Source organism: Candidatus Manganitrophaceae bacterium (assembly GCA_012960925.1).
Taxonomy (GTDB): Bacteria; Nitrospirota; Nitrospiria; order SBBL01; family JAADHI01; genus DUAG01.
The window spans coordinates 1-19256 of sequence record DUAG01000045.1; the positions used below are offsets into that span (position 1 = coordinate 1).

The following is a 19256-nucleotide window of genomic DNA, read 5'->3' on the forward strand; positions in this document are numbered from 1 at the left end:
CTTTTTTCTCATTGAACACCTCCTGAATGAACATAATCCACTCTAAGAAATGTGTCCACTAAACCCAGACCACCTCAATTCCGAAAGGCGGGAATCTTAAGCTCTTAAACCTTGTTTACAAACGTGGATTAGAAGTGATAGCTGTTTAGCCCCTCTCGCTACGGTTGTGTATTTCAACTATGAAGTCTTTCACCGATTTTTTTTGGAAGTGTAAAAAGGTGTATAGAAGAGACTTGACATTTCCTTCAGTATGCTTCACAGTATGCTTTAATTAATTTGATTATGAGTACCATGATATCAAAAAGAACTCACCTCATTCTCTTCTTGGCCGTCTTCTATTTCTCGACGGTTGTTCTTGGTGCCCTTTGCAATTCTAGCAACCAATCCGATCATATGCCTCACCAGAAACAGGGGATGCATCATTCCTTTACCTGTCTTCTGGCATGTTCCAGCATGGTCGCACGGGATGGGGCAATCCCTGCCCTCCCGTCAGTTCTTCCTATTTTTGGTATCCTCCTTTTTTCGATCCCCTTTATTCATTTCCAAACCTTCGCTTCAATCCTTCACAGCCGCGGTCCTCCCCAAGCACAATAATCAAAGCAAGAGTCTATCATTAGGCCCTATTGGGGAGACGTGTATCAAACCCAAGAAAAGCCTTTATGGATGCGCACGGGCGCCCGAGGTTTATTTATAGAGCCAAACCCTCGAAGATGACCGTTTGCGCAAATTATCATCAAAAATTACAATCGATCGCAAAGATGATGAATCAAAAGAAGCAGTTTAAATATGCAGCTCAACTTCTTGTACTGATCTATCTTTTTTTAACCGCTTTTATGACGGTCGGTATGGAGCGGCATGCCCTCGGGCATGGCCGGAATCCGAATCATGCCGCTCAGCACACCACTTTTACCTGTAACTGGATGTGTGCTGCTTCGACGTTTGTCCACACATCGGACCAGAACCTCAATAGCGGTTTTATTCCGTCCATTGCGAAGCTGAGCAACTTAGTCGAGCAAATCTTTCATAAAGTCTCTGTACTCTCCTACTATGCACGCCCCCCACCGTTTTTCCTTTCCTGAACATCAATTCATACAAGTTGTTCCTTATTACTACCAGATAGATACGTCGTTCTGGCTGGAAAGAGAGTAGCGGTCGGTAAGATGAAAAAGGCCAAGGATTTCTCTCTTCTCTCGAAATGAAAATAAATTCGATGTGTCATTTCGAGGAAACGAAGTGTACTGAGGGATCTTATCCTTTTTTAGCTGAGTGTTGTTGTAAAGCCAGATCGGTTCGTATCTGTAATCTTACTTTATCGATTCCATCGTGAAAGGAGTTGTTATGCGAGGAAAGTCTCTACCAATTAATGTTTGGATTATCACTGTATTATGGTTTTCCCTGGCCGTCCCAAATGCAGGAGCCAGCTGTGGATCAGCAAATTGTTTCCTTGTCACAGGCACACAGGAAGGGATCTCCGTCCCGGGCCAGATGACCATCGATATCTCTCATCGTTATATCCCGATGGATAAATTTCACCGGGGGAGCAGCAATGCCAATGAAGCTGTCGTCCCAAAGGTTGATTTTGAAAACAGGATCATTATTCCCGACCATCATAGGGAAGTCCGGACCATTAATGAACTGCTTCAAATTGATGTCGGGTACGGGATTACAGACAAGCTCACGGTACAGGTGGCCATCCCTTTAAAGAATGACCGGTCGCATGAGCATTTCGATGAAGTGGGAGGGCCCGGAGAATTTTTTACGCGGGAAGATGGCTCCTCTGGACTCGGCGACATCCGTGTCATTGCCAAGTATGCTCCGGTTGTACTGACCCGGCATCTTGTTGTTATGGGAGGAGGACTAAAGTTCCCGTCAGGAGAATACAAACTCCATGACAGCCTGGGAAAAATCAATGAACCAACGATTATGCCGGGGAGCGGATCTTACGACTTTCTTTTCTCCGCTTTCTACGACTATCAGATCGTACCTCATTCTCTTGATGCATTTTTCTCAGGAAGCTATCAACTGACGACTGAAAACGATCTCGACTATGAGTTTGGCAATCAGATCCTTCTAAACGCCGGGATCGGGTATCTCCTCACTGAAAAAGTCTCCGTGAGTGGCCAGGTCAATCTTCGCGAAGCCAAGAGAGATAAATTTATAGGGGGAGGAGTCTCATCCACTGGTGGAACATGGGTCAACATCACGCCCGGCATCCGTGTTCAGGCCTCGGATAATCTGGGCCTTTATACCTTTTTACAAATCCCGGTATTTCAGTATGTCAATGATGTGAACCTTGTGTCCCGTTTCGGGCTTGCACTCGGAGCGTCCTACACCTTTTAGGAAATGACTCGCTGAAAATGGAAGTCCTGAACCATAGATGAAGGAGATAAATAATGTCATCCCGTAAAGAAAAATTTAAACGTATGCTGACAACACTCGCAATGCTTCCGGTAGCCCTCTTGATGACCCAGTGCGCCGAAAGTTTTGATCCACCCGTCTCACCGCCTGCCCATAACCAGAAAGCTTTTATTGCCAGTGGCGGGCTTCCCGGCCTGAATCCCGGAGACCCACCCTTGGAATCTCCCACCGTTGCCATCATCACCGGTGACGGGGCACCTGAAGTCATCGGGACATTGAGTCCCGGAGGGTCAAATGATGTCGCCGCTACATTCGGCCATGTTTATGTCAACAATTCCGGGGCAGACAGTGTTGGCGTCATCGATGCGAATTCAAATACGGTGATTAAACAAATCGGGGTAGGAGCAAGACCGATTCACTCCAAGGTGATCAAGGGAGGGAATCTCCTCATCGTTGGCAATGACGGGCCATCCGGACGTGATCCGGCAAATGATCCTTTGCTAGTCGCACAGGATGATTCAATTTCGATAATCGATACCAACCCGAATAATGCCAGCTTCCTTTTGGAAATCGCTCGTATCCGAGTGGGAGATGGCCATCACATCGTCGCTTACAGCGATGTCGCGAACCGGGTGGCGGTCACCAACCTGAGTGCGGGGACAACATCCATCGTTGATATTAACCTGCTTCAAACCATCTGTACTGTTCCTGTTGGGATTGTCCCCCACGGGATCGACTATTCAGATGTCAGCGGTCACGCCTATGTTGCAAATGTCGTCGGCCCGACTGAGGCCATTACGATCATAAATTTGGACGGTTCTATTCCTACCATCCCGACTGATCCTCACACGCCCACAACCGCGGCATCGACATGTAGTGTAGACCTTGATCTGGGTGGAATCACAAAAGGATCAGCGGCAGGCCAGATCCCGGCATCTGGCTTTACCCACACCAACCATGCTGGAACTTTCGTTTATACCGTTGGCTATGACAGTGCAACAACAACCGGATATCTTTCGGTAATCGATACAAGTACCGATACGGTTCCGGCGGGAGGCGTCATTCAAATTGCAAACCTCCAAGTTACAAACTTCAAGCCTGACAAGTTTGCAATTACTGAAAACGACGGTCGGATCTATGTCAGCAGCGTTGATTCGGTGAATGATACAGATCCCAATAATCCCATCTTTCTCCATCCAGGAAATACTGTTGCCGTGTTCGACATCAACACCGTGACCGGAATTCCAGCACTTCACGCAACCACCCCGTTCATTACGGTCGGGCCGGGACATGACCACCGCGCCCTCAAGCTCAGCAGTGATGGGACGCGGCTATTTGTCCCAAACTCGGGATCGGATAATGTTTCCATTATCGATACGGCGACACTTTCGGTCATCAGCACGCTTGAGGTCGGGCACGAGCCGAATTCATTAATCTACGTCGATCCGGAGACGCTTGAAATTCCAGCGACTGGCGGCGGAGCAGGCGGACATGGCCACGCCGGATAAGTCCAAAAACAGGGCTTCCCTCTGGGGCTTAGCATTTTTCTCCGGGGCTGCAGGACTGATTTATGAAGTCCTGTGGCTCCGGGAATTTGCCCTGCGGCTGGGAAACACGGCCCAGGCTTCTTCGCTCGTCCTAGCAGCCATATTTGCAGGTCTAGCCCTCGGAAACCTCCTCGGCGGAAAATGGGCGAACCGGATTTCAAGGCCGCTGAAGGGCTATGCCCTAATCGAACTTGCAATGGCGGCCTGCGGCGGTTTCGCGATGGCCTTTCTGGGCAAAGGTGGAACGATGGTTCTCATCCCGCTCTTCTTTCTCCTTATCCTGATGGCCATCCTAATGGGTGCGACCCTTCCGCTCCTTATCCAGGCCATACCTCAGGATCCGGAGCATACGGGACGTGAAAGCTCCTGGCTCTACGGCATAAATACCACCGGCGGGATGATCGGAGCCGGGGCCGCAGGAATGGCCCTCCCGCTCTGGCTGGGCATCAGAGGGACTTTTTCCCTGGCGATTTTTTTCAACCTGATGATTGCAATTTTGGCATTGAAGACGGGAACCCCAGAAGCTCAAAACCTCGAAGGGACAGATGAAGTAGTCGATAAGGACAATCGCCATAAAAAATCACACAAAAATCAGACGTCCCCCCTTCCTTCCAGGATCCTCTTTTTACTGACCGGTCTTTCCGGTGCAGGGACGCTCGCGCTCGAAGTTCTCTGGACCCGGATGTTCAGTCTGGTCTTTCAAAACTCGGTTTACAGTTTTTCACTCATTCTTGTCCTCTTCCTCCTCTCCCTGGCAATATCTGCCGCCTGGGTCGCTTCACTTTCCAGAAGAAACGGGGATCCATATAAATTATTATTACGCGCTTTATCGGTCGTTGCCTTCTTGATTCCTCTCGGGGCATGGATTTTCATTCGATCCAGCCATTTAAAGTTTCTTTTCCGGGACACAACAGCGATTGGATATATATTGAATATCACCCTCTTTACCGGCGCGCTGGTCGTCCCGGTCATGATTGCCGCCGGGATGATTCTCCCGCTCTGCTGGGTCATCGACCAGCGAAAGAATCAAAGCACCGGCTGGCAGATGGGAAGCCTCCTTGGGATGAATACGATTGGTGGTGTGCTTGGCGCTCTCGCCGCCGGTTTTATCCTCATCCCGCAATTGGGGCTCTGGCCCGGCATGGGTCTTGTCGCAGTGGGATATGCCTGTGGGAGCCTCCTTGTCCTCCGCAGTTTCCTCAGCAAAGAAAAACGACTCCCCGGAGCAAGACCTCTTTCAAGGGTCGCACGGCCTGTTATCATAGGGAGTCTCTTTGTCCCGCTCCTCCTTATCTGGCCTTCCCTCCCAACCCAGCATCTCAAGTCCGGAGAAAAGCTTCTCTTCCTGGAAGAAGGGGCAGGGGCCCAGGTGGCCGTGGTCGAACTTCCGTCAGGAGAGCGAAAACTCAAGGTAAACAGCACTTATAACCTGGGCAGCTCTTCCGCCGAGATTGAGGAAAGACGGATGGGACAGCTACCGCTCCTCCTCCATCCAGATCCGAAATCGCTTGCCTTTGTCGGCCTGGCGACCGGGATTACGGCAAGCGCGATCTATGATCATCCTGTGGATCAGGCCACCCTGATCGAACTGCTGCCAGAAGTGGTCCGGGCGGCCTCATGGTTTGATCGCGAAAACCGCGGGATCATTCATGATCCGAAGTGGAATCTGGTCATTGCAGATGGGAGGGTTGCGCTTCCAAAAAATAAGACGCCGCTCGATCTTGTTATCTCTGACCTTTTCGTGCCCTGGCATGCCGGGACCTGGACTCTCTACAGCCTTGAATACTACAGAGAAGCCGCGCGAAAGCTATCAGAGGGCGGGATGTATGTTCAGTGGCTCCCCCTTTATCAACTCTCTTTACGGGAATTCCAGATTATCGGCAGGACATTCAGTGAGGCCTTCCCGCATGTATCCATGTGGCGCGGCAATTTTTCCCCCGACTATCCGATACTCGCCCTGATCGGCTCCAAGCGCCCTTTAAAGATTGACCTTGAAAAAATGGAATCGCGACTCCAGACTGTAAAAAACAGTGCGTCACCGCAGGATCCCTTTCTAGCAACCCCCAACGATATGATGCTGTTCTATGTGGGCGGGACAGATGCCGTGCAGGACCTCTTCAAGGGCGCCCCTTTAAATACCGACAACCACCCTCTCATTGAGTATCTTGCCCCGATGAGCCATATCAGGAAAGAGCAACTCATCGGATCGGATTTGGCCGAACTCTTTATTCAGGTTTCCCAAAATGAAAAGGAATGGCGGAATCACGCCCTTGCCGGAGCGCACCTGTATCAGGCAACCGTTTCCGTCAAATTAAAACAATATGATTCACGAACCTTACATCTTGAAAAGGCCAGCCGTTTAGTTAAGGGAAGCCGTCTGCTGACAAGATTCGCGAAAGCACTGAAACTGAATCAACCGACTTCTCAAGGCTTGCCGGCCAGGAGGCAATAATATTCACTTATCATTGGAGGGTGATCGATTGAAAACGAGGCTATCTTTATTAAAGACACTATTAGTGATGGGCGTCATTATTCTGGTTTTTATTTCAATTACCGGGATGGCCAGCCGCCCGCCCCTTGTCGGCGGTCCGGCCCCTCACTTTCAACTTAAGACCCTCAAGGACACCTTAATTACCATCGCCGATTATCGTGGTAAGGTCGTCCTGCTGAACTTCTGGGCGACCTGGTGTAAGCCTTGTATGAAGGAGATGCCGGAAATGCAGGTGGCCTATGAAGAGTATAAGGACCGGGGCTTCGTCATCTTGGGAGTCAACTTTGGTGAGAGCCCGGGAAAGGCGGCAAGGCTTGTCAAGCAAATGGGTCTTACCTTCCCGATTCTCCTTGATCAAGAAGTTGAGGTTGCTTCGCGCTATCAAGTCGTGAGCCTTCCCGTCAGCTTCTTTATTGGCCCGAATGGGATTATTAAGGAGCGGGTGTTCGGGGGAACGCTGACAAAGGCGGGGATCGGTGAGGTCTTCCATCGGCTGATGGATGGAAAGAAAGGTTAAAAAATGGTCACGTAAAGCACTGTTTGGTGAGGAAAGCAACGCCCATGCTAGCCTATTCTACCTAACGCGTTATAGATTTGCTACCCAAAATACCAGACTAGAAGTTGCGATAGGATTTGGATGTCCATCGGTCTTTACTTTTCTGAATGATTAGTGAGGAACCCAACTTTTCAGGGAAGGAGCGATCTTCGGACTCCTCATATTGTGACAGGAATATGGGATTTAACCCTCCATTATGAGGACACGCCGGACAGCCTCGGGCTCCTTATCTATTACAAACAGAAAGTTTTTTGATGCTCCTGAAGGGACACGGCGTCCTTGTTCCCAATCCTGAATCGTTCGAAGATTCACGCCAAAATAACCTGCAAAGGCTTTCTGAGTCATGCCCAACTTTTTACGAATGCGGCGCACATTAATAGCGTCGGGAATATGAATGATGCAATTATGATTTTTTTCCCCTTTTGCAAAGGAAAGGGCCTCTTCGGCGCTTTCTATAATACGCTTTCCTGCCGTTTTCATAGTCATTTTCTCCAATTTCTGTAGGCATCTGCAATACTACCCAATATATTTTTCAGCGTGTTGCACTCTGCTTTTGTTAAATTCACTTTGTCGCCTTTGGCAAACACGTTAAGGAGAAAAACAGGAATATCAATCCCGGAATAAAAAGTGATGACACGAACCCCGCCACTTTTCCCCTTCCCTTTCGCAGAGAACCGGACTTTCCGAGCTCCCACAGTTCCAGGAATACTAACACCCGTAAGCGGATTTTCAGAAATAAACTCTACGATTCCCTCTCTTTCATCCTCCGATAAACCAACGTCCCTGGCATCTTTTATAAACCCAGGGGTTTCAACTACTGTCTGCATACCATCAATATACGGCATTGCCGTATATTCGTCAACTGTAGTCATTTCGGAAAAGAAAAAAAGAAGGGAAGAAGGAAGGGTAGAGTAGAAGACAGGTTCCAGTCATCGCGACGCTTTTCAATAACCGCTTAAACAGCAGTAGCGTAGACATGGACTTCTTTGTTCAGTCTGTCCTTTAAACGGTCCTTTTCTGTTTCCAGATCATAACGGGCCTGAAGGTTAATCCAGAACCTTTCAGAAAGCCCGAAGTACTTGGATAGCCTCAACGCAGTATCTGGAGATACAGAGCGTTTGCCGTGGACAATCTCATTAATACGTCTTGCAGGGACGCTGATATCTTTTGCCACTTTGTACTGGCTGATTCCCATTGGCTTTAAAAATTCCTCCATAAGGATTTCTCCAGGGTGGATCGGTGCTAATTTAGTCTTGGCCATAATACCTCCTAATGGTAGTCAACGATCTCCACTTTGTAGGCGTCGCCCTTACGCCACTCAAAGCAGATACGCCATTGGATATTGATACGGATGCTGTGCTGGCCTTTTCTTTTCCCCGTCAGGTTTTCGAGGTGGTTTGATGGGGGTATCCGCAAGTCCTGTAGCACCTCTGCCACATCTAGGATTTCAAGCTTTCGTCGAGCAATTTTCTGAATGGTCTCAGGAATTTTTCGTGATCGTTCTCGTCTGAACAGTTTTTCTGTTTCTTTACTCGCGAAGGTTTTTATCATCTACAAGATAGTAACGCATAGCGTTAATAATGTCAAGCGTTACTATGGGTCGTTACAGGATAATCCGTTCGACTTCATCCAGGGTGGCTTCCTGTGCCCTCCGGTCGTAGAGTTTTGTGGTTCGAGGGGAGGCGTGGCCTGCCATGTACTGCGCGTGTTCGAGCTGGCCATCGTTCTTCAGATAAGCCGTGATCCCTGTGGCCCGGAAGGTATGGTTTGTAAAACGATCTCCAAGACCGGCGGCCTTACAGCGCCGTTTTACCATCGCCAGGGCTTCTCGGCGATCAAGCCGCCTGTTGGTGAACCCGCTTCGGTTCCGGGTCATGGACCTAAAAATCGGCCCATCTTTTTCTTTCAGGGCGGACATGTAGGTTTCCATGTACTCGATGGCCGTGTGGTGTGCGGGCATGACATGGTGGCGTCCCCCTTTTTCCTGAAACCGGAAATTCATCCGGCGTCCGACCTGATAGTAGTCTCTTACATCCAGAGCACAGACAGCCGATATCCTGGCAAAGGTGTAGACCATGACCCCAATGAGGGCCTTGTCGCGTAGTCCGCTGGGTTTGGAGGCATCTATTGAGGCAAATAAAGCCCTGGCATCTTCTCCTGTCATGACCGGTGTTTTGCCGGTGGTCACAATATGTTTCGGTCCCCGGACATCGGCGGCCGGATTAGCGGGGACAATCTGCCGGATCACCAGGAAGGCCCCAAAGACCCGCAAGGACGCCAGGTGCTGTTTGATCGTCGGGGCGGAGTAACCCATTCCGCCGGAGTCTTTCGGTTTTCCGAGCTGCTAGATGTATAGGGCAACGTGCATTGCCTTTATCTCTGGAAGCGTTGCGCCTCTGCTTTCAACCCAATCCAGAAATCGGCAAACATTGCGCAGGTAGGCTTGGCGTGTATTCGCGTTTCTGATCTGTGCGGTGAAGAATTCAAGAAAGACCCGTTGTGCAGACTCTCCCAGATCGGCCAGGACTGCTGGAAGTTTTGAAAAAGGTGCTGATGGAAGGATTTGGAAGTCTTCGGTCATACATAAGCTCTTCTGTTCTGAAGAACCTATTATATCTCATAAACGACGTTATGAGATAGTATAAAGTGTTGTTATAGGAAATTATTTTTACACGACTTGAAATCACCTTTGCGGGCTGAATTTGAAAATGACTTGGTCTGTAATGGTTAAAACCCTGAACAAATCCTGTCAGGATACGATCTGAGGTTAGTCAATTCAGTTTTTCTGTGGGAGGATCATGTTCAAAATGAGGGAGAACGTCCATCGACTGATGGGGAATTCCGAGGATTTCTATTTTGTCCTTTGCCTGGCGGTAGAAGATAATGTGGTTTCCTTCTGGAAAGCTCTGGTAGCCTTCCTTTACGTCATCACGATTTTTACCCTGGACAGGGTTCTTTGCGAGCATCCGTATTTTATTGCGTAGCAGGGCGATGTATTGTTTTGCTTGCTCATTCCCCCATTTTTCATTTGTATATTTCTGTATGTCGACAATATCTTGTTTCGCTCGTGGGGAGAGGGTGTACTTACTCATGGTTAGCCGTTGCCATCCACGATCTTCTCAAAGAACGTTTCGCCGTCTTCTCCCTCCCCTCTATCTAGCTGGATCTCGCCTTCAGAGAGGTGCGCTCTCAAGCGTTCAAGTTTCATCTCCTCGATGGTTTTGTACTCTTCCATCGACATAATGACGGCGACAGGCCGCCCATGTTTTTCAATAGAGACGGGTTCTCTTTGAACGGTATCCATTAGTTCCCCAAAATGTGTTTTTGCTTCCCTTGCGGCTAGTTTTTTCATGATAGTTACCTCTGATATTTTTGAATCATTATGATCATTATAACCTTTCCTGTAGGTTTTGCAAGCTGAATTCCCATTCTCTCCACTAGGTTTGGAGGGTCTTATTTGTCCTGGTTTACAATCCAAATGATCGGGTTTTTCTTTGTCTATTCGGATTTCAGTGAAACTAAGGGTGGTTTTTTTCTAGTGGCTACATGTCCCAGGATCGGCGGGGATCTAATAAACCGGCCAGCCGACTGGAAGACAAGGCCAGAGGTTTTTTTGGAGATCAAGGCATATTCTTCCGTCCGGTGAGGAACCAACGAAGACCGATAACGCAGTATCTCGGGCGGATGGGTCTCGCGCTAGCCATCGACTGTTTCTCATGTATATAATGACGGATATCGAGGTCCTAGCTTATCAGACGCTTTGAAATCGTCGATATGGGGCATCTGTGGAGGTTGTTTTCTATGGAATTAGACATAATTTTGGTGAGATTATTTCTTTTTCTCTGAAGCCTATAAAAATAAAATTGGCAAACGGCCGAAGATTTCTTCCCGAAACGTTGTTTTTTTAGGTAATTCGCTTCTATGCAAGGTTTCGAGTGAAAATGATTGTTGCCTGAAATCGATAGGGAATGGATTCCTTGAATGGAAATAGCTTGCAGCAAACAGCACTCCGTAAGATCAAGGTATTGCAATAAATTTATTGCAACACTTATGCACTATTGCATTAAATCAATACCATATCACTGATCCCAATTTCTTCCAATTAATCAATGAGTTAATACAATAACATCTTTTGGCACAATACATGCAATTTCTTCATTCTGAAGTAACTAGTTATATCCGGTCTCCCATCAGGGTCATTGCCTTACATGGAGATGGCCGTGTCAAAAATATTTGGAGGATAAAAATAGATGGAAATTGAAAAATGTCTTTACAGATTTTGTGCTGCGATATTTGCAACCCTGTTTGTTCTTATGTCTCCTGGGAGAGTATTTGCAGAAAATGCGGTGTTAGCAACGGCACCTCACGTTCCAGCTCCAGTTAAAAGAAAATCACCTGCGACGGTTGTCGTCAATTTTGAGGCCAGGGAGATCACCCAAGAAATTGATGGAGACAAGAAGTATAAATTTTGGACTTTCAATGGGACAACACCTGGACCGATGATTCGAGTGCGAGTCGGTGATTCTGTCCAATTCCACCTGGCCAATCACAAAGACAATCAATGGCCTCATAACATTGACCTCCATGCGGTTAACGGTCCCGGAGGTGGAGCGCACGTCAATGAGGTCAAACCCGGAGAAGCATCTGTTTTTACATTTAAAACCTTGAAACCGGGTCTCTACATCTATCATTGCGCAGCTGGGGCACCGAGTATTCCTCATCACATTTCAAACGGGATGTATGGTTTGATTCTGGTAGAGCCAGAGGAGGGCATGTCTGACGTGGATAAAGAATTTTATGTTTTCCAGAGTGAGTTCTTTACAAAATCTGCTGGTAAGGAAAACCTCTTAGAACTTGATTTTAATAAGGGAATGGCGGATCAGCCGGACTATGTCTTTTTTAATGGGAAGGCCGGTGCATTGATGGGGGACAATGTGATCAAAGCCAATGCCGGAGATAATGTGAGAATCTATTTCGGTAATATCGGACCCAATAATATCTCTTCCTTCCATGTGATCGGAGAAATTTTCGATAAGGTCTACATGGAAGGCTCCATCGGAGGTGCAGTCAATCATAATGTTCAGACGACATTGGTGCCTTCTGCGGGGGCAACCATTGTTGAGATGAAAGTCGATGTGCCCGGAAGTTATATCTTGGTCGATCACAGTATTTATCGCGTAGCCAAGGGTGCAATTGGCATCCTGGCTGTAGGCGGAAAAGAAGACAATTCAATATTTAAAAAGGGAAAATAGTTTCTGACTATTGTGATTTCCATTCTGATGCCGGCCGCGTTGTATGAGGCAAATCCCTGCAAGCCCTCTCATTAGAGGGGGCTTGCTATTTCTAAGTGCTGCATCTTCCTCCAAAGGGTAACACGGTGCAAGCCGAGTTGCCGGGCTGCTTCGCTCTTATTCCCATCTGCCTGTATCATAGCATCGACAATCATTTCCTTTGAGATCTTTTTCCTGGGCTTTCTTGTGCCCGTTTCCTGAACGCTGGATGAGCTTATTAAATAGGGCAGATCAGGAACATGGATTGTCCCATCAGTGCATTTAACACAGGAGTATTCAATGGTATTTTCGAGCTCACGGATATTTCCGGGCCAGTCATAATCCATGAGCTTTCCCATGGCATTATCAGAAATACTTGAGATCTCTTTAGAAGATCTCCCTTGCCAGCGATTCATGAAATGCTTGGATAAGTAAGGGATGTCATCCTTCCGTTCTCTGAGTGGCGGGATGCAAATTGGGATCACATTAAGGCGATAGAAAAGATCTTTTCTGAAATGTCCTTTAGAGACTTCTTCCCCTAGGTTTTTGTTACTGGCGACAATGAGTCGAAAATCGGTCTTACGGGAACGATTTTCACCCACACGTTCAATTTCTTTTTCTTGTAAGACTCGGAGTAGTTTCACTTGGATATTCAGGCTTAGATCTCCAATTTCATCCAGAAAAACCGTCCCGCCATCTCCTTCTTCAAAGCGCCCAATTCTATCTTTAATTGCTCCTGTAAATGCACCTCTTGCGTGTCCGAAAAGTTCACTTTCCAAAAGGGTGTCCGAAAAAGAGGCGCAATTCACCCTAACCAGCTTCTTGTTACGACGGGGGCTTTCAACATGGATGGCTTGTGCAATGAGTTCTTTCCCTGTGCCCGTTTCTCCCTGAAGCAGAATCGTGGAATCGAAATAGGCCGTGTTCTTTACGGTCTTGTAAAGTGCCTTCATCGAACGGCTTTTCCCAATGATCTTATGGAATGAAGTTCGTTCAGTAAGGGCATTTCTCAATTCCACGGCTTCTGTGATATCAGTTAGGGCAACAAGGACTTCAAGCTGTCCATCCTCCTCCTTATTGAGGAGTCCAACATTAAACTCGCCGAACCGTTCTTGAGCATCTTTACGGTAGAATCGTGATTCGAATCGAATAGGTTCCTGGCTTTTTTTCGCGACCATACAAAGATCGCAATTTCCAAGACAGACACTCTTTTTAAAAAGAGTGACGCATTTCCGGCCAATGACCTCATCTTTGCTGAAGCCCGTTATTCTTTCGGCGGCCTGGTTGAAGCGTTTGATCACCCTATTTTGATCATAAACAAAAACCGCTTCTTTTAAGACATTAAAAGCCGTACTAATATGGTCTGTGTCAGACTTTATGCCCATGTTCTCTCCAAGGCCTGAAATATCCTGGTAAATTGAAAATAAAATGTACTCCATCGCTCAAAGTGTTGCAATAATTTATTGCAACACAAATTCACTGTAACATACTACACAGGGGGAATTCTCCCTAAAGCACCCGAAAAATTGGTTCCATCCCCTCCAGCCTAAAAAATTGCCTAACATCTAAATAGAGCAAAAAAAGAACGAGAAGAATCAAAGATCTCCACTTTTTGCTGACACTGATGTGAGGCGCTATCTTCTCTTTCTCCCCGTATTCCTCAAAATATTCAATACTTAAAGATGTAGTCGCAAATTTTAAGAGTTTCGGGAATTATCGATTTGTAAGATAAAGCCTCACTCCCTGGCATCTTCATATTTTCGAATCAATTTCCCTACTCTCCCCTGATCGCTCTGTGTTTCAAGGTCGGCGGTGATCTGGGAAACCGTAAAGTCGTCTGATAGGCAAGTCCAGAGACCTTTTGGAGATCAAGGCGTACCCTTCCGTCCGCTGAGGAACCAACGAAGACCGATAACTCAGTATTACTGGCGGATGGGTCTCGCGCTAGCCATCGGCGGGTTCCTCGCCTATATAATGATGGAATTTGAGGTCCTAGCCTATCAAACGCTTTGAGATCGTCGATCCTGGGGCATTTTTGTAAGTCGGTTTTTGAATCACATACACAAACCTAACCTTTCAAAAGGCAGTCTGTAAAAAATAGGGGCTTCCTTTTCGACCAGGACGGAGGCGACCTCTTCTAACCCAACGAGAAACGGAACGTCACAGACTTGAGCTGACTGCATTCACATCACATTTTCCTTCAAACATCGAAGGATTCATCATAAAAAATAATGCTGATGCGTTGACTTACTCTGTAACATCTTATTTGCACAAGACCGCATTTGTGCGTTATTGTGTTTAAGAATTGTTCACAGGGAGGGCACTGGTACGATGAACCAAAACAATATTACACGATGGATTACTTGCAGTCTCGTTATTTTAACGCTATTCAATGTGGCACTTCTCCAGGCTGAACCAGAAAGGGAGACGGTTTCAAAGGATAAGGAAGTGAGCATTGAATACACACTTCGAATTGAAGGTGAGAAAGGATTAGAGGTCATTGACAGCAATGTCGGGGATGCACCAATGACTTTCATTCATGGTTCACATGAGATTTTTCCGGCGCTGGAAAATGCCATAGAAGGGATGAAGGTTGGGGAAAACAGAAAGGTCACGCTTTCACCAGAACAAGGTTATGGTCTCGTTAATCAGGATGCCATTGTTGAGGTTAAAAAAGACCAGATTCCTCAAGCCGCCTTAAAGGTTGGGACATTGCTTCAGGCCAAGAAACCGAATGGTGAGACGCATGATATTCGCGTTGCAGAGATTAAGAAGGACACGGTCGTGCTGGACTCCAATCATCTATTGGCCGGAAAAACTCTCTACTATGAAGTTATCATCATCGATATTAAAGGGATATCATTCAAATCTGAGTCTTGAATGCAATTTTGTAGGGCTCCACATTTTCGACCGAAAAAACTAATGCCATCTCAGTTTTGACCAAGACGCGCTTTCAACTCGCAAGCCTCATTTCTCTGTTGTCTTATTCTTAAGCCTCGGCAAGATAAATGCTCAGGACTTTAAATTCTCAGGTTACCGAATCAATCTTAGCAATCCCTTCCCTGAAAGCTCCTTGTCACTAGGTCGGCGATGATCTAGGAAACCGGCAAGTCCTCTGAAAGACAAGGCCAGAGGTCTTTTTTGCGATCAAGGAGTACTCTTCCGTACGGTGAGGAGACAAAAAGACCGATAACGCAGTATGTCTGGCGAATCGACGGTTTCTCCCCTATAATACCCTCAACCACACCCCTTCATTTTTTATCCCAAATGGATCTTACCAATGAGACGTCGGTGTCTGATCATTCTCCTTGTCCTCCTTCTCTCTCCCTCCCCTACCCTTGCCCATCGAGGCAGACTTGATTCCTTTGGTTGTCACAACAACCGGAAGGCGGGAATCTACGAATGTCACAAAGGACAATTTTCTGGTCGATCATTTGCCAGCAAGTCCGAGATGCTTCGGACTTTGCCAAGTCTTAATGAACCTCTCAAGCCAGGTGTACCCCCTCCCCCACCTTCCCCAACAATTGAAACAGGCCTCTCAGACTGCGAACATCTTAAGTATGGAGCACCCAGCAACGGACCAGTTCTCCTCTGCCGACTCGGGTACGCACTCTCTCATGACGCGGTTCTGAAGGTACCCGACTGGGTTATTTATCATCTCACCAGGAGGAGGGTGGCTGGAAGGTTCCCTCGTATTGATCACTTCAGGCCCGATCCCGATTTAGAAAAGAATAACCGGGCAGCACTCAATGATTACAAAAAAAGTGGCTATGATAGAGGACACATGGCCCCGGCTGGATCGATGAAATGGAATGCCCGGGCTATGGACGAGAGCTTTCTGCTCTCTAATATTGTCCCTCAAGTTGGGGTAGGGTTTAATCGTGGGATCTGGAAAGCCCTAGAAGAGCGGGTCCGTAAATGGACTGCCGAACGAGGAGAACTGTATATCATCACTGGACCGATCTTTGAGGGACCAAAAAGAACCATCGGAAAAAACAAAGTTGCTGTTCCCTCACATTTCTTCAAGATCATTTTTGATCCGATCCGGGTTGAGGTGATCGCTTTCGTCCTGAGAAACAAGAAGCTCAAGACGAGCGACCTTCCGAAATTCATCACTACCGTCGATGAAGTAGAAAGCCTCACTGGCCTCGATTTCCTCTCAGAGATTGAAGATAGTATTGAGACCGTTCTTGAAGGAACGAAGCAACCGGGATTTTGGTAAGGAGATCAATATGGCAGAAAACCTCGATCCAAAAGAAGTGGCTTCATTTGAAGAATTAATGATGAGCAATATATTCTTTCAAGAGGCGATAATGAACCTTCTGGATGCGAAGGGGATCCTGAAAAAGGAGGAAGTTCTGGAAGAGATCAAAAGGTTGAGGGCTACCCTCCCGAGAGGCAAGTAAGAGGGGTTTATAGGCACGGGCCAGGTGGGGAAGGGGTCGGATACATGGGAAATAGCTACCGCTTTTTAGATGATACCTTGAAGCCTGAAACAAGGGAACGTTGTAAACAACATATCGATGAGTCGATAAGAGATCAGGCCATAAGTTGCCACTGCGATGACCTCAAAGTAATTGTCAACTTCAATGATCCAACCAAAGTGAGTTGTGCCGCGATGGTGAGATGTGGATGCGGACACCTCAAATCCGTGACGTTCCATTTCTCGTTGGCTTAGAGGAGAGAACAAACATCACTTTTCCCCTGAAAGTGTGAATTGAAAAATATTTCTGAAAGGTGTAGATTTTAACCAGAAATCGACAAAGGCAAATAAAGGGAACCTCGTTTACTTACGCCCTGTTTTGGAGAGAAATTCAGGGAAGCTGAATATTTACTGTTTTTGTTTACTTTCCGACAGCATCCATAGAACGATTTTCAAAATACAGATTCTATAGACAATGCGTGTAAGATCTTTTTTGTCCATATTTCTTTTTGTTTTCTCCGTGCTTGTTGCGTCCGTAATGGCCGAAAGCACAAAGCCAACATTTGAAGAAACCCGGCTGCTGGCTGAACAGGGAAATGCCGATGCACAGTATAGACTTGGGTTAATGTATGTTCAGGGTGATGATGTTCCTAAGAATGACAAAGAGGCGGTCAATTGGTGGCGAAAGGCTGCGGAGCAAGGCTATGCCAAAGCGCAGTATGACCTTGGGGTAATGTACGAAATAGGGCAGGGCGTTCCTTCGGATTCCAAGGAGGCAGTCAAATGGTACCGCAAGGCTGCTGAACAGGGCTATGCTAAAGCGTATCTTAGCCTTTTCGTGATGTACGCAACAGGGGAGAACGTTCCACAGGATGACAAGGAGGCGTTCAAATGGCAGCGAAAGATAGCTGAACTGGGCGACGCCAAAGACCAGTATCATCTTGGAAATACCTACGAAATAGGGAAAGGCGTTCCTTCGGATTCCAAGGAGGCAGTCAAATGGTACCGCAAGGCTGCTGAACAGGACTATGCCGAAGCGCAGCATACCCTTGGCGAGATTTACGAAGAAGGGCAGGGCGTTCCCCAAGATTACAAGGAGGCGTTCAAATGGTACCGCAAGGCTTCGGAGCAGGGTCATCGCTTTGCACAGCTTAGGCTTGGCTTTATGTACGGTTCAGGCCGAGGCGTTGCAAAGGATTTCAAAAAGGCATATGTCTGGTCTAATCTTTCGACAGCGCAAGGCTTACCGAGTTCGTTCAGAAATTTGATGGCTAAACAACTTAACCCTGCTACGCTATCGGAAGCACAAAACTTGTCAAAAGAGTATTACAAAAAATATGTAGAGCCTTTTCAATAGTTATCCCTGAAACAGAGTTGATGATAAGGTCTAAGCCTTTCACCTTTTAAGCCCTTTCCCGCCTTGTTTTTCCCCATTCTTTCATGCCATTTGAGACATTACTTTTTAACATAGTCCCTCAAATGGAGCTACAATTGACTTCTCCCCGAAATCGCCAATTCTCAGCCTGTTAAATTTTGACGAATAGGTAAGATAAATCCTCAGTTCTTCAATGATGGAAAAATGCCGTTTGTAACTCTTCCTGTTGCCTAAATTTCACCAAAATATGGAATCGTAGCGAGAGGGAATCAGGTGCTTGATGGACGGGATTTTTCAGGTTATTTTGAACGGAGGCGTATGTGTCTATACGGTGAGTGAGAAATGTTTTGGAAAATCTTGTCCATTGAGTGCATCAGGCGCTCGTAGCAGATTCACCTAGCGGGTGATGGTGTACGTCGCCGGCACCCGCCCTCGAACAACATCAACCGCGACCATCTCTAAGGCATTTTCAAAACCTGTATCATGAACAAGTTTGATGTCGATCTGGTTGTTAATTGTCCATGCAACAGAAAGGTCATATTTCTTTGCGGTTGCACTTATGAAGGTCTCGCGGTTTCCAACTTCGATATCGTTATAAAATGTTAATTGAGGGGTCATCACATATTTACTGATTGCATAGGTTGTTTTGGGCGGGATTCGGTAGAATCCATTTATTGAAATCTTCCGAGCTCCTAGATTATCTTTTACTTCAAAATGATCTGTAAGAAAATTATTGGTTTCGGAAACGAGGAGATATTTGTTCGTGGGAGATCCTGGAGCCCATTTGTAAGAAGTTACTGTTCGCCGTTGTAAGAAATTTCCGGCTTGAGGGTACCGTGATCTTTATCTTTCACGTCCAGATTTTCTATCACGGACCATGCCACGGGACACCCTCTGAATGCCCATCACCGGGCCGCTACGACTGATTTTAACTTCTTTGTGTAAATGTTTTTGGAGTTCTTTATTGTGGGGAACTAACTCAAAACTCTGTTTTGTCTCCATGATGGCATACTTCTCGCCGTCGATCTTCGCTACGCCTCGATAAGTGCCTTCGACCTCTTTTTCGTTATTGATCTGAACCGCCTTATGGGTAGTTTTTCCTTTGTTCAAACCCTCCCCTACCCGTGCCTTGTCTTGATCCATCCGGACACGTTTTTCTTTATCTATTCGGATCTCGGTAAAATCACGGGTGGTCTTTTTCTGGTGGCTCTTCTCCATGCTTTTGGCAAGTCCTTC

At 46.9% G+C, this 19256-nt stretch carries 18 protein-coding genes and 1 pseudogene; 9 read left to right on the forward strand and 10 right to left on the reverse strand.

Annotation, left to right across the window (positions count from 1 at the left end; all coding sequences use genetic code 11):
• The first annotated feature begins 758 nt into the window (after window positions 1–758).
• From EYQ01_06715 to EYQ01_06735, 5 genes are all read left to right on the forward strand, one after another.
• Entirely contained in the window at window positions 759–1079 is a 321-nt protein-coding gene (locus tag EYQ01_06715; GenBank protein HIE65489.1) for a DUF2607 family protein, read from the forward strand.
• A gap of 259 nt (window positions 1080–1338) precedes the next feature.
• Window positions 1339–2340: a hypothetical protein gene (locus EYQ01_06720; protein ID HIE65490.1), complete on the forward strand. Its 1002-nt coding sequence runs from the start codon at window positions 1339–1341 to the stop codon at window positions 2338–2340.
• Between the two features lie 53 nt (window positions 2341–2393).
• Entirely contained in the window at window positions 2394–3866 is a 1473-nt protein-coding gene (locus EYQ01_06725; GenBank protein ID HIE65491.1) for a hypothetical protein, read from the forward strand.
• Window positions 3814–6357 carry an MFS transporter gene (locus EYQ01_06730; protein ID HIE65492.1) on the forward strand — a complete coding sequence of 848 codons (2544 nt, stop codon included), beginning with the start codon at window positions 3814–3816 and terminating at the stop codon, window positions 6355–6357. Before EYQ01_06725 ends, EYQ01_06730 begins: the two co-directional genes overlap by 53 nt.
• 28 nt (window positions 6358–6385) lie before the next feature.
• Window positions 6386–6913 carry a TlpA family protein disulfide reductase gene (locus tag EYQ01_06735; protein ID HIE65493.1) on the forward strand — a complete coding sequence of 176 codons (528 nt, stop codon included), beginning with the start codon at window positions 6386–6388 and terminating at the stop codon, window positions 6911–6913.
• A 222-nt stretch (window positions 6914–7135) separates the two neighbouring features.
• Here EYQ01_06735 and EYQ01_06740 read toward each other — a convergent pair whose 3' ends face one another.
• The 7 genes and pseudogenes from EYQ01_06740 to EYQ01_06770 all read right to left on the reverse strand — a co-directional run bounded on the left by EYQ01_06740 (window position 7136) and on the right by EYQ01_06770 (window position 10304).
• Window positions 7136–7432 carry a helix-turn-helix domain-containing protein gene (locus tag EYQ01_06740; GenBank protein HIE65494.1) on the reverse strand — a complete coding sequence of 99 codons (297 nt, stop codon included), beginning with the start codon at window positions 7430–7432 and terminating at the stop codon, window positions 7136–7138.
• 2 nt (window positions 7433–7434) lie between these two features.
• Window positions 7435–7779: an addiction module toxin RelE gene (locus EYQ01_06745; protein ID HIE65495.1), complete on the reverse strand. Its 345-nt coding sequence runs from the start codon at window positions 7777–7779 to the stop codon at window positions 7435–7437.
• Between the two features lie 128 nt (window positions 7780–7907).
• Window positions 7908–8213 carry an addiction module antidote protein, HigA family gene (higA, locus tag EYQ01_06750; GenBank protein HIE65496.1) on the reverse strand — a complete coding sequence of 102 codons (306 nt, stop codon included), beginning with the start codon at window positions 8211–8213 and terminating at the stop codon, window positions 7908–7910.
• A gap of 8 nt (window positions 8214–8221) precedes the next feature.
• Complete coding sequence (locus EYQ01_06755; GenBank protein ID HIE65497.1) at window positions 8222–8503, reverse strand: plasmid maintenance system killer family protein; 282 nt, start codon at window positions 8501–8503, stop codon at window positions 8222–8224.
• A gap of 52 nt (window positions 8504–8555) precedes the next feature.
• Window positions 8556–9533, reverse strand: a pseudogene (locus EYQ01_06760) (integrase).
• 190 nt (window positions 9534–9723) lie between these two features.
• On the reverse strand, window positions 9724–10044 hold the full coding sequence (locus EYQ01_06765) for a type II toxin-antitoxin system RelE/ParE family toxin (protein HIE65498.1): 321 nt from the start codon (window positions 10042–10044) through the stop codon (window positions 9724–9726).
• A 2-nt stretch (window positions 10045–10046) separates the two neighbouring features.
• The gene (locus tag EYQ01_06770) at window positions 10047–10304 is read right to left on the reverse strand and encodes a type II toxin-antitoxin system Phd/YefM family antitoxin (protein HIE65499.1); all 258 of its coding nucleotides are present in this window, start codon (window positions 10302–10304) and stop codon (window positions 10047–10049) included.
• A gap of 898 nt (window positions 10305–11202) precedes the next feature.
• On the opposite strand from EYQ01_06770, the gene nirK reads away from it, so the two are divergent.
• A complete protein-coding gene (nirK, locus tag EYQ01_06775; protein ID HIE65500.1) occupies window positions 11203–12204 on the forward strand; it encodes a nitrite reductase, copper-containing in 1002 nt (333 codons plus the stop codon).
• A 71-nt stretch (window positions 12205–12275) separates the two neighbouring features.
• Here the strand turns inward: nirK and EYQ01_06780 are convergent, their stop codons facing one another.
• On the reverse strand, window positions 12276–13661 hold the full coding sequence (locus tag EYQ01_06780; protein HIE65501.1) for a PAS domain S-box protein: 1386 nt from the start codon (window positions 13659–13661) through the stop codon (window positions 12276–12278).
• 892 nt (window positions 13662–14553) lie between these two features.
• Here EYQ01_06780 and EYQ01_06785 point away from each other — a divergent pair.
• From EYQ01_06785 to EYQ01_06795, 3 genes are all read left to right on the forward strand, one after another.
• Window positions 14554–15102: a peptidylprolyl isomerase gene (locus EYQ01_06785; protein ID HIE65502.1), complete on the forward strand. Its 549-nt coding sequence runs from the start codon at window positions 14554–14556 to the stop codon at window positions 15100–15102.
• Window positions 15103–15502: 400 nt separating this feature from the next.
• On the forward strand, window positions 15503–16444 hold the full coding sequence (locus EYQ01_06790) for a DNA/RNA non-specific endonuclease (protein ID HIE65503.1): 942 nt from the start codon (window positions 15503–15505) through the stop codon (window positions 16442–16444).
• Between the two features lie 676 nt (window positions 16445–17120).
• Entirely contained in the window at window positions 17121–18002 is an 882-nt protein-coding gene (locus tag EYQ01_06795; protein HIE65504.1) for a sel1 repeat family protein, read from the forward strand.
• A gap of 414 nt (window positions 18003–18416) precedes the next feature.
• Here the strand turns inward: EYQ01_06795 and EYQ01_06800 are convergent, their stop codons facing one another.
• Window positions 18417–18638: a hypothetical protein gene (locus EYQ01_06800; protein HIE65505.1), complete on the reverse strand. Its 222-nt coding sequence runs from the start codon at window positions 18636–18638 to the stop codon at window positions 18417–18419.
• 225 nt (window positions 18639–18863) lie between these two features.
• Window positions 18864–19238 carry a DUF3363 domain-containing protein gene (locus tag EYQ01_06805; GenBank protein HIE65506.1) on the reverse strand — a complete coding sequence of 125 codons (375 nt, stop codon included), beginning with the start codon at window positions 19236–19238 and terminating at the stop codon, window positions 18864–18866.
• Window positions 19239–19256: the final 18 nt, after the last annotated feature.

What these genes read in the sequence shown, in the direction of transcription:
- EYQ01_06725 (HIE65491.1), top strand. Translation starts at nt 2,394, where the DNA reads ATGTCATCCCGTAAAGAAAAATTTAAACGTATGCTGACAACACTCGCA.
- EYQ01_06765 (HIE65498.1), bottom strand. Translation starts at nt 10,044, where the DNA reads ATGAGTAAGTACACCCTCTCCCCACGAGCGAAACAAGATATTGTCGAC.
- EYQ01_06715 (HIE65489.1), top strand. Translation starts at nt 759, where the DNA reads ATGATGAATCAAAAGAAGCAGTTTAAATATGCAGCTCAACTTCTTGTA.
- EYQ01_06740 (HIE65494.1), bottom strand. Translation starts at nt 7,432, where the DNA reads ATGAAAACGGCAGGAAAGCGTATTATAGAAAGCGCCGAAGAGGCCCTT.
- EYQ01_06785 (HIE65502.1), top strand. Translation starts at nt 14,554, where the DNA reads ATGAACCAAAACAATATTACACGATGGATTACTTGCAGTCTCGTTATT.
- EYQ01_06745 (HIE65495.1), bottom strand. Translation starts at nt 7,779, where the DNA reads ATGCAGACAGTAGTTGAAACCCCTGGGTTTATAAAAGATGCCAGGGAC.
- EYQ01_06780 (HIE65501.1), bottom strand. Translation starts at nt 13,661, where the DNA reads ATGGAGTACATTTTATTTTCAATTTACCAGGATATTTCAGGCCTTGGA.
- EYQ01_06795 (HIE65504.1), top strand. Translation starts at nt 17,121, where the DNA reads ATGCGTGTAAGATCTTTTTTGTCCATATTTCTTTTTGTTTTCTCCGTG.
- EYQ01_06805 (HIE65506.1), bottom strand. Translation starts at nt 19,238, where the DNA reads ATGGAGAAGAGCCACCAGAAAAAGACCACCCGTGATTTTACCGAGATC.
- nirK (HIE65500.1), top strand. Translation starts at nt 11,203, where the DNA reads ATGGAAATTGAAAAATGTCTTTACAGATTTTGTGCTGCGATATTTGCA.
- EYQ01_06755 (HIE65497.1), bottom strand. Translation starts at nt 8,503, where the DNA reads ATGATAAAAACCTTCGCGAGTAAAGAAACAGAAAAACTGTTCAGACGA.
- EYQ01_06720 (HIE65490.1), top strand. Translation starts at nt 1,339, where the DNA reads ATGCGAGGAAAGTCTCTACCAATTAATGTTTGGATTATCACTGTATTA.
- EYQ01_06790 (HIE65503.1), top strand. Translation starts at nt 15,503, where the DNA reads ATGAGACGTCGGTGTCTGATCATTCTCCTTGTCCTCCTTCTCTCTCCC.
- higA (HIE65496.1), bottom strand. Translation starts at nt 8,213, where the DNA reads ATGGCCAAGACTAAATTAGCACCGATCCACCCTGGAGAAATCCTTATG.
- EYQ01_06770 (HIE65499.1), bottom strand. Translation starts at nt 10,304, where the DNA reads ATGAAAAAACTAGCCGCAAGGGAAGCAAAAACACATTTTGGGGAACTA.
- EYQ01_06800 (HIE65505.1), bottom strand. Translation starts at nt 18,638, where the DNA reads ATGACCCCTCAATTAACATTTTATAACGATATCGAAGTTGGAAACCGC.